Origin of the sequence: Noviherbaspirillum denitrificans (assembly GCF_002211445.1) — a bacterium.
In the GTDB taxonomy this organism is placed as follows: Bacteria; Pseudomonadota; Gammaproteobacteria; order Burkholderiales; family Burkholderiaceae_D; genus Noviherbaspirillum; species Noviherbaspirillum denitrificans.
On the sequence record NZ_LSTO01000001.1, the window covers coordinates 3,173,537 to 3,183,984 of the forward strand.

6 protein-coding genes are annotated in these 10,448 nt (G+C 59.2%); 4 read left to right on the plus strand and 2 right to left on the minus strand.

The window, feature by feature from the left end:
- Positions 1 to 1,001, minus strand: a 1,001-nt coding sequence (locus AYR66_RS15385) for an acetyl-CoA C-acyltransferase (RefSeq protein WP_088709836.1), incomplete at its 3' end; no start/stop codon positions are given.
- 331 nt (positions 1,002 to 1,332) lie between these two features.
- Here AYR66_RS15385 and AYR66_RS15390 point away from each other — a divergent pair.
- The 3 genes from AYR66_RS15390 (at position 1,333) to AYR66_RS15400 (ending at position 7,076) form a co-directional block, all read left to right on the plus strand.
- Positions 1,333 to 2,997, plus strand: a complete 1,665-nt coding sequence (locus tag AYR66_RS15390) for an MFS transporter (RefSeq protein ID WP_170942162.1) — start codon at positions 1,333 to 1,335, stop codon at positions 2,995 to 2,997.
- Between the two features lie 302 nt (positions 2,998 to 3,299).
- The gene (locus AYR66_RS15395) at positions 3,300 to 4,919 is read left to right on the plus strand and encodes a hypothetical protein (RefSeq protein ID WP_088708228.1); all 1,620 of its coding nucleotides are present in this window, start codon (positions 3,300 to 3,302) and stop codon (positions 4,917 to 4,919) included.
- Between the two features lie 333 nt (positions 4,920 to 5,252).
- Positions 5,253 to 7,076 carry a hypothetical protein gene (locus AYR66_RS15400; protein WP_141104085.1) on the plus strand — a complete coding sequence of 608 codons (1,824 nt, stop codon included), beginning with the start codon at positions 5,253 to 5,255 and terminating at the stop codon, positions 7,074 to 7,076.
- Between the two features lie 58 nt (positions 7,077 to 7,134).
- On the opposite strand, the gene AYR66_RS15405 is transcribed toward AYR66_RS15400, so the two are convergent.
- Positions 7,135 to 9,567 (minus strand): penicillin acylase family protein, encoded by a 2,433-nt coding sequence (locus AYR66_RS15405; protein ID WP_088708230.1) that lies wholly within the window; start codon positions 9,565 to 9,567, stop codon positions 7,135 to 7,137.
- A gap of 130 nt (positions 9,568 to 9,697) precedes the next feature.
- Between AYR66_RS15405 and AYR66_RS15410 the strand changes: the two genes are divergently transcribed.
- Positions 9,698 to 10,448, plus strand: a 751-nt coding sequence (locus AYR66_RS15410; RefSeq protein ID WP_141104250.1) for an FAD-dependent oxidoreductase, incomplete at its 3' end; no start/stop codon positions are given.

Genomic DNA, 10,448 nt, shown 5'->3' on the forward strand with positions numbered 1-10,448 from the left:
ATCGGGATGCCGAGCTTGTCAGCGCAGTACAGCACCTGCACGGCGAAGGCTTCATTCAGTTCCCACAGGCCGATGTCCTCGACCTTCAGGCCGGCCTTCTTCAGCAGCTTGGGAATGGCGAACACCGGGCCGATACCCATTTCATCCGGCTCGCAGCCGGCGATGGCGAAGCCGCGGAAGATGCCCAGCGGCTGCAGGCCCTTCTGCTCGGCCAGCTTGCTGTTCATGACGATGGAAACCGATGCGCCGTCGGAGAATTGCGACGCATTGCCTGCGGTAATCACGCCGCCCGGGATCGCGGTGCGGATCTTGGACACGCCTTCCAGCGTGGTGTCGGCACGGATGCCTTCGTCAGCGGATATCGTGACTTCCTTGGTCACCAGCATGCCGGTTGCCTTGTCGGCCACGCCCATGATGGTCGTCATCGGTACGATTTCGTCATTGAACTTGCCGGCGGCCTGTGCGGCAGAGGCGCGCATCTGGCTCTGCACGCCGTACTCGTCCTGGCGTTCCTTGGCAATGTTGTAACGCTTGGCGACCATCTCGGCGGTCTGCAGCATCGGCCAGTAGATTTCCGGCTTGGCCTGCTTGAGCCAGTCTTCCGCGATCATGTGCTTGTTCGCTTCGTTCTGCACACAGGAGATCGACTCGACGCCGCCGGCGGCATAGATGTCACCCTCGCCGGCAATGATGCGCTGCGCTGCGGTGGCAATGGTTTGCAGGCCGGAAGAGCAGAAACGGTTGATCGTCATGCCGGCCGTGGTCACCGGGCAGCCGGCGCGCAGGGCGATCTGGCGGGCGATATTGCTGCCGGTGGCGCCTTCCGGCGTGGCGCAGCCCATGATGACGTCTTCCACTTCACCCGCATCGATCTTCGCGCGTTCGATCGCGGCCTTCAGGACATGGCCGCCCATGGTCGCGCCATGGGTCATGTTGAAGGCACCCTTCCAGGATTTGGCCAGGCCGGTACGGGCGGTGGATACGATGACGGCGTCAGTCATTTGAGGCTCCTTGTGTTGAATTGGTTGGCGTCCGGGTCGGTGCCGGGACGTTTCTTTATGAGGTAGACGACTTCTGGAATTCCAACGAAATTCGAGAATACCACAGTTTTAGCACGATCGTTCGTAAAAAATTATTCAGTCTTTCCGGAGGGCTAGATTGCTGTTTTCAGAGGGAAAAAGTGCATTCGAGGGTTGCTCGGCTTGTAAGTTTCTGTAAGTTTCGAGCAAGCGTCCCGTAAGTTTTCAGTCGCACACTCCGAATCGTGCAATCAAATGGGCAAGTGTATTTGCACATTCAATATTTTAATTATTCGAGTTTGAGGAGATTGGCATGGCGACAGTACAAGCTACGGCTGACCGCGGCATGACAGCAGAAGAAAGAAAAGTTATTTTTGCTTCTTCGCTGGGCACGGTTTTCGAGTGGTACGACTTCTATCTATACGGTTCGCTCGCAGCGATTATCGCGAAGCAGTTCTTCGCGGGCACCGATCCCAACACCGCGTTCATTTTCGCGCTGCTGGCTTTCGCGGCGGGCTTCCTGGTCCGTCCGTTCGGCGCACTCGTGTTCGGCCGTCTCGGCGACATGATCGGACGCAAGTACACCTTCCTAGTGACCATCCTGATCATGGGCCTGTCCACGTTCGTCGTGGGCCTGCTGCCCAACTATGCGTCGATCGGCATTACCGCACCGATCATCCTGATCTCGCTGCGTATCCTGCAGGGCCTCGCGCTCGGCGGTGAGTACGGCGGCGCGGCAACCTACGTTGCCGAACACGCTCCGCACGGCAAGCGCGGCGCCTATACCGCATGGATCCAGACGACCGCAACCCTCGGTCTGTTCCTGTCCCTGATGGTGATCCTGGGGACGCGTACCGCGATCGGCGAAGCAGCGTTCGCCGACTGGGGCTGGCGTATCCCGTTCCTGGTCTCGGTGTTCCTCCTCGCCATTTCGGTGTGGATCCGCCTGTCCATGAACGAATCCCCGGCTTTCGCCAAGATGAAGGCTGAAGGCAAGACCTCCAAGGCGCCGCTGTCCGAGTCCTTCGGCCAGTGGAAGAACCTGAAGATCGTTATCCTGGCACTGGTTGGCCTGACCGCAGGCCAAGCCGTGGTCTGGTACACGGGTCAGTTCTATGCCCTGTTCTTCCTGACGCAGACGCTGAAGGTCGACGGCGCAACCGCCAACCTGCTGATCGCAGCTTCGCTGGTGGTCGGCACCCCGTTCTTCATCGTGTTCGGCTCCCTGTCCGACAAGATCGGCCGCAAGCCCATCATCCTCGGCGGCTGCCTGATCGCTGCAGTGACCTACTTCCCGATCTTCAGCGCCCTGACCCACTATGCCAACCCGGCCCTGGAACAGGCGATCAAGAACGCACCGGTAGTCGTTACCGCAGACCCGGCTGACTGCCAGTTCCAGTTCAACCCGACCGGTACCAAGAAGTTCACCTCTTCCTGCGATATCGTGAAGGCAAAGCTGGCCGCCGCTTCGGTGAACTACACCAACGAAGTCGCTGCTCCGGGCACCCCGGCATCCGTCAAGGTTGGCAACACCGTCATCCAGTCCTACAGCGCCAACGGCCTGTCGAAGGACGACGCTGCCGCCAAGGACAAGGCCTTCTCCAAGGACCTGGGCGACGCGATCAAGGCTGCGGGCTATCCGACCAAGGCTGATCCGGCACAGATGAACAAGGGCATGGTCCTCGTGCTCCTCGTCATCCTGGTGATCTACGTGACCATGGTGTACGGCCCGATCGCAGCGATGCTGGTCGAACTGTTCCCGACCCGTATCCGCTACACCTCGATGTCCCTGCCGTACCACATCGGTAACGGCTGGTTCGGCGGCCTGCTGCCGACGACCTCGTTCGCACTCGTTGCTTACAAGGGCGACATCTACTTCGGCCTCTGGTACCCGATCGTCATCGCACTGGCGACCTTCGTGATCGGCCTGCTGTTCGTGGGCGAAACCAAGGATCGCGACATCTACGCAAACGACTAACCGTCTAATCGTCCCAGGCTTACCTTCCGGTAGCCCTGGTTTCAAAGCCGCCAGTCATCTGGCGGCTTTTTTTATTTCGTCACCACCTTCTGAGCAAATGGCGACGGTAATGGTACTTGCCGGAAGTCCTCCCTCCCCGCTTCGAAGTTCCCCCTTGAATCCTTAACAAATTTCGCGATCCGGGTGCACTGATCGCCCGCAATGCGCGCCTGTCGCAGCGATTCAATTGAATACTATTCAGGCAATTTCTATCTGCAAAACAAGGCATGCGGCACCTTTGATTGCGAGAGGCGAACAACATCATGGCAGTAGACAAACCCAACGCTGGCGGTCCTAAGCCGGCCGCGGCACCCGAACCCAAACAAGCTCCCAGGAACGAGTCCAAGACTCCGCAGGACAACACCGCTGCCAAGCAATCGCCCACGGCAACCAAGTCGGCGCTCAACATCTCCTTCGGCCACGTAACGGACAATGACAAGGGCAAACAGCCCGGCATGCCCCCTGCCGACACGAAAAGCGCCCCAAGTGCCGATCCAAAGAAATCTCCAGGCGAGCCAGGGTCAACCGTCAAGGGCAAGGACAATCAACCTCTCAAGACCCCTGACGGAAAGAAGATCATTCTCGACAAAAACAAGAATCCCATTCCGGTCGCTTCCGATGGCACGCCCATTACCGACCCGAAGGGAAACATCTACGCGGTCGACGAGACCGGCAAGTATCTCCAAACCGTGGATGGCAACTACGGCGTGTACGAGAAGACCAGCAGCCTCCTTGTCGCCGCCGACAATACGGGCAAGATCGTCGCCGACCAGAACGGTTACGCTTACGTGCTCCTGCGCGATGGGAAGTACACCAATGCCGAGGGCAAGGACATCGTCTACGACAAGACTGGTGAGCAGGTCGTCATGACCGGACAGCAAGCCTTGATCCCATTCGAATATGCCGGGGCGAAGTACACCGATATATACAAAAACCTCAAGACAAAGGAACTCGCACTGACGAACGGCGATGGCTTCACCCTGGAAGTCGATCCGGCCACGAATGACTTGGCGAAGGATGCCGATGGTCTGCCCATTGTCCGATACAACCCGGTGGACGACGATCCGAACTGGCCGCCGGCGAAGCCATACGATGACCCGCAGACGACCATCGATAATCTCCCGCAAGGCAAAGAGCGCGGAGACCCGTTGGAGATAAAGAAGTCGTTTTTCAAGAACGGTTATCTGGACACCGACGGCATCTACAGTGCGCTCGCAAAATACAACGTGCTGGATGTCTACAATGCCTTGGCCAAATCCAGCAAGAATGGCGGGAATGACATACCCACCACTGTTCCCGAAGGCAAGACCGGCGAAGTCGTCCAACCGACCGAGGAACAGGCGAAACAGATCGTTGCCACGCTCATCGCCTGGGCGAATATGAACGGACACTACGCGCCGATAAAGGACGGACAGGTTCCCATGATCATGCTGTATGACTCCGGGGATCCCAAAAAACCGGATACCGGCTTCACCGGAGGGAATCGCAGCGGCATTTTATGGATGAGCGGAACCAGCAAAATTCTTCCGTCCATCCTCGCGCACGAGTTGAATCATGAGTTCGCGAATCGAATATTCACGGGAAGGCTTGGCAAGGAAAACGGCCAGAATCTCAGCCAGCTCAATGAAGCCGTCACCGAATATATTTCAACCAAGTGGACGGGCAATCACTCGGACAGCCACCGCGAAGACCCCAACGAGCCAGTCAACGAAGTGAAGGAGCTTCAAAATATCGAAGTAGCGGTAAAGGCCCTGGGGAAGGAGTTCGGCAACGGGGATGACGACAAAGGCATGGACATCCTGCAAAGGGCGTACTTTGCTGGTGATCCGGTCGCGATGGAACTGTTCATTCGCGCGTACAGGAAGGCAGCTGGTACTGACTGACGCACGGGACAAGATGTGGAATTCCCTGTTTTGAAGCCGCCGTCATCTGGCGGCTTTTTTATTCCTTCACATTTTGACGTGAACGCATGCAGACGGCATGCGGGCCGTCCGTGAATCTTCCCCTTTTCGGCCCCGCGACGCTTCGATATTTCTCGGCGAATCCTTAAGAAAATTCGCGACTCACGCGCACCTATCGCCCGACGCGCGCGCATGGCAGAGCCTCTCAATTGAATGCCATTCTGGCAAGACCTATCTGAAAAATAGCGCACGCAGCCTTCCAAGAGGCGCCGATTGCACATCTCTTTAGCCGCGTCCTGAACGTGCTCGGGCCACATGCGCAATGCAACCTCAATCTCTTATCCATTTGACGACCCCAAAGGTCCGATTGCGAGAGGCGAACAAATCATGGCAGTAGACAAACCCAATGCCGGCGGTCCAAAGCCGGCCCCTGCACCCGAGCCCAAACAAGCGCCCAAGAACGAATCCAGGACACCGCAGGACAACACCGCTGCCAAACAATCGCCCACGGCAACCAAGTCTGCGCTCAACATCTCCTTCGGCCAGGTACCGGACAATGAGAAGGGCAAACAGCCCGACAAGGTCCCTGCCGACACGAAAAGCGCCCCCGGTGCCGATCCGAAGGCTGCACCGGGCGAGCCAGGCTCGACCGTCACGGGCAAGGACAATCAACCTCTCAAGACCCCGGACGGACGGAGCATCATTCTCGACAAAAACAAGAACCCCATCCCGGTCGACTCCGATGGCACGCCCATTACCGACCCGAAGGGAAACATCTACGCGGTCGACCAGACCGGCAAATATCTCCAAACCGTAGACGGCAAATACGGCGTGTACGAAAAGACCAGCGGCATCCTCGTAGCCGCCGATGCGCGTACCGGCGAAACGTACAAAGACCTTGGCGGCAACCCCTATTTCATCGACAAGAACGCCGCCTATGTACAAACGCCCGACGGCAAGGATGTTGTCTACGATACGCATGGACATCCGGTCGCTGCCGACACGTATGGCAAGGTTGTCGCCGACCAGAACGGCTACGCCTATGTGGTCCAGCCTGACGGTAAGTACACCAATGCCGAGGGCAAAGACGTCGTCTACGACAAGATCGGCAACCAGGTCATCAAAACCGGGCAGCAGGCCAAGATTCCGGGAAAAAACGGAACCACGCAGTATGGCGACATCTACAAGAACATAGCGAACAACGAACTCGAGCTGACCAACGAAGACGGCTTCGTCCAGAAAGTGGATGCGGCCACAAATGAATTGGCGAAGGATGCCAATGGCCTGCCCATCGTCCTGTACAACCCGATCGACAACGAGCCGAACCACCCCCCGGTGAAGCCCTACGATGACCCGCAGACGACCATCAACAATCTTCCGCAGGGCCAGGAACGCGGCGACCCAATGGAGATCAAGAAGGGACTGCTCAATAACGGTTATCTGGACAGCGACGGCATTAACGCCGCGCTCGCAAAATACAACGTACTCGACGTCTACAATGCCTTGGTCAAAGCCAGCAAGAATGGCGGAGAGGACGTCCCCACCACTCTTCCATACGGCGTTGCCGGCAAAGTCGTCCAACCGACCGAAGAGCAGGCGAAAGAGATCATTGCCACGGTGATGGACTGGATCAAGATGAACGCGCACTATGCGCCGGTAAAGGAAGGGCAGCTTCCCCTGGTCATGCTGTATGACACCGGCGATCCCAAAAAGACGGATTACGGTTTTACCGCAGGAAATGGCAGTGGAACGGTTTGGGTGAGCGGAGCCAGCAAGATCATTCCCTCCATCCTCGCGCACGAGTTGAATCATGCATTTGCGAATCGGATTTTCAAGGGCAAGCTCGGCATGGAAAACGGCGAGAATCTCAGCCAGCTCAATGAAGCCGTCACGGAATATATTTCAACCCACTGGACCGGCAACCATGCGGACAGCCACCGTGAAGATCCCAACGAGCCCGTCAACGAAGTGAAGGAGCTCCAAAACATCGAAACGGCGGTGCAGTCGCTAGGGAAGGAATTCGGCGGCGGCGATGCCCAGAAAGGCTTCGAGATCCTGCAAAGGGCGTACTTTGCAGGTGACCCGGTTGCGATGGAGTTGTTCATTCGCGCGTACAGGAAGGCGGCAGGCACGGCCTGACGCGCGAGAGGGATGGCACTCTCCGTTCTGGCCATCCCGTTACTTTCCCAAGTCCGTATCAAGGCTGGAGCGTCAACACGCCCAGCTTTTCCTTCTCCACATCTTCGCGGCGCGTCTTCATCGGCAAGTACCTGACCTCGGCCCAGCGCTGCATGAAATCGCGGTAATGCGGCGACAGCACGTTGCCCGACTGCCCGGTGGAGTGGATGAAACGTGAGTTCTCGAGGTTGGAGAGGTCGTACAGCGCCCTCAGGCTGGCCGCGTGGTGGTTGGTGAACGGTGCCTTTTCATCGCGCAGGTTATGGCGGCCCACGTTGACCGTGAAGGTATCGCCCGGCGTGGGAATCCTCAGGTCGAAGTACTTTGCCAGCAGATCGACCTTGGAAAACGGCCGATGCTCGGAATGCGCCGCATGGGCCTCGCCCCAGCGCCACTTCGCCATGTCGGGACCGTAGCGCTGCTCCAGGTCGGCCAGCGCCGCGTCCAGCGAGGCCGCCAGCACGTCACCGCAACCTTGACGTCCATTCTTCACGGCGACAGTCACGTCGTTGCACCAACGGCCCTGCCCGTCCTTGTTGGTCAGCACGTTCACCATTGGACGGTGGACGTTGCGCTGCTCCCAGTAATCCTTCATGAGCGCCTCGCCAAGTTCGTCCAAAAAGATCTGTTTCGACGCCATGCGCATCCATGCCGTAAAGATCAGCGGCTCCGCCCGGTTGGCGTCCATCTCGCCGTTCCAGCCAGCCAGAGATTGAAGCGCGGCCTTGGCGCGCTCGGATCGCGGCACGGTGGTGCGCAGCACAGGCAGGATTTCCTGCGCCGCAAGCGACACATGGTCCTTCTGGATCGCGGCGAAGCTGTCCAGGCTGTGCCTTTCCTTTGCATCCAGCAAGGCGTCGATACGGCGAGCACGGTACGGCAAGGTCCATTCGCTGGTCAGGAAGTGCGGGTAATCCGCATCCACGATCTTGTGGTTGGCGGTCATAATGCGGCTCGGCGCCGGATTGAATTTCCGCGGCAACTCCTCGAAAGGAATGAACCCCGCCCAGTCGTAGCGCGCATCCCAGCCCGGCGCCGGCGCCAGGCCCTTGAGGTCGTTCTCCGGCTTGCGCACCGGCACCCGCGCCGGGGCGACAAAGCCGATATTGCCGTCCACGTCGGCGTAGACCATGCTTTGCTGCGGCGATCCGAAGTCGCGCGCGCCATCCAGGAATTGCTCCCAGTTTTGAGCTTGGGTGAACTTCAGACCGGCCTGCAATGTGAGGTCGTCCGGGCGCAGCGCCGTCCAGGCAAAGGACACGACATATTTCGTCGCGTCGAGCGGTGCTTTTTCCATGATGGGAATCGCCCCCGTAATCACAGGCCCATGCCGCGTTTCGCGCACTTCGATGGTGACATCCGGCTGGCCCTTCACCTTGATCGTTTCATTGCGCACCTTGAACTCGGCCCAGCCGTCGGCCGTCTGGTACCTCCTCCGATCCTCGGGATTGACGCGTTCCAGGTAAAGGTCCTGTACGTCCGGCGCGGTGTTGGTGAAGCCCCATGCAATACGATCGTTATGACCGAGCACAACCGAGGGGATGCCCGGTAGCGTGGCGCCGATGACATTGAGCCCCGGTGCGGAGAGATGCGCGAAGTACCACAGTGCCGGTGCCGACAGTCCGAGATGAGGGTCGTTGGCGAGCAGCGGCTTGCCGGTCTCGGACAAGGCGCCGCCGACCACCCAGTTGTTCGATCCCATTCCATCGACGTAGGACGGCGGTGCAATCGCCGCCACTTTCTCGAGCTGCGCGGTGGTGCCGGCCAGTTCGCGGTAGAGCACGGTGTAATCCTGGGTTGGCACTACCGGATCACCGGGATACGGCGCCAGGAATTCATTGATTTGCGCGAGCGAGAGCCGTTGCGACAAGCGCATGCGCAGCAGCTCCTGTGTCCAGTTGCCGCCAAGGTCCCAGGCCATCATGGTCTGCCAGCCGATGGAATCGACAGGATGCCACGGCGCGGGCACAGGTGCGCCCGTCAGGAGGAATTCCGGCGGCAAGGGGCCGCTGCGGTCTTCGAGCCATGCATTGACACCGCGCGCGTAGGCTTCCAGCGCGTCGCGCGTTTGCTGCGACAGATTGCCAAAGATCTTTTCCGCATTGCGGCGCACGCCCAGCGTGCGAAGGAAGCGGTCGGTGGGAACGGCATTTGGCCCGAGGATTTCAGCCATGCGTCCCGCGGCGATGCGGCGGTTCAGCTCCATCTGCCACAAACGGTCCTGAGCATGCGCGTAACCCAGTGCAAAATACGCATCCGCCTGCGATTTGGCGTAGATATGCGGAATTCCGTTGGCATCCCGCACAATATCGACGGGGGCGGTCAAGCCTTTGAGGGTTCTTGTCCCATTTACCATCGGAAGCGTGGCACTGCGGTACCAGGCGGCAACGGCGAGCGTGGCAAGGACCAGCGCCAGAAGGACCAAGGCAACTTTTTTCAATATTCCAGTCATAAGTCTATGCACGCTCCTCGTTTTTGGCGGGTCCGAGGTTATCACAGCGTGAACTGGTAACCGGAGGGAACCATTGTCAGATGGTAAGATGTCGTTTCGAGTAATGACAACGCAGTCGAATTCCTATCTTATGAAATTTGATGTCGCCATTGTAGGCAGCGGCCTCGCCGGCCTGTCCGTCGCCCTTCACCTCGCGGAAACGCACAAGGTGGTTGTGGTTTCCAAACGCAGCCTGCTGGACGGTGCGAGCAACTGGGCGCAAGGCGGCATTGCCGCAGTCCTCGATTCGGGCGATAGCCACGAGCAGCACATCGCCGACACCCTGGTTGCCGGCGCAGGCTTGTGCGATGAGAGCGCCACGCGCTTTATCGTCGAACACAGCCGCGAGGCGATCGAGTGGCTGATCGAGCAAGGTGTTCCCTTCACCCGCGATCCGACAGCGGAACTCGGCTACCACCTGACGCGCGAGGGCGGCCACAGCCAGCGTCGCATCATCCACGCCGCGGACGCCACCGGCCACGCCGTTCAGGTCACCCTGGAGCAGAAGGCGCGCAACCATCCGAACATCACGGTCCTCGAACACCACTACGCGATCGACGTCATCAAGTCGGACAAGCTGGATGCCGGCTCGGGCACGCCCCGCTGTGTCGGCCTCTATGTGCAGGATGTCAATTCCGGCAACGTGATGACCCTGGCGGCGGACCATACGGTGCTCGCCACCGGCGGTGCCGGCAAGGTCTACCTCTACACCACCAACCCCGACACGGCGACCGGCGATGGCATCGCCATGGCATGGCGTGCGGGATGCCGTGTGGCCAACATGGAATTCATCCAGTTCCACCCGACCTGCCTGTACCACCCGTACGCAAAATCCTTCCTGA

Coding starts and splice junctions, on each gene's coding strand:
- AYR66_RS15395 (WP_088708228.1), top strand. CDS start 3,300: ATGGCAGTAGACAAACCCAACGCTGGCGGTCCTAAGCCGGCCGCGGCA.
- AYR66_RS15390 (WP_170942162.1), top strand. CDS start 1,333: ATGGCGACAGTACAAGCTACGGCTGACCGCGGCATGACAGCAGAAGAA.
- AYR66_RS15400 (WP_141104085.1), top strand. CDS start 5,253: ATGCGCAATGCAACCTCAATCTCTTATCCATTTGACGACCCCAAAGGT.
- AYR66_RS15405 (WP_088708230.1), bottom strand. CDS start 9,567: ATGACTGGAATATTGAAAAAAGTTGCCTTGGTCCTTCTGGCGCTGGTC.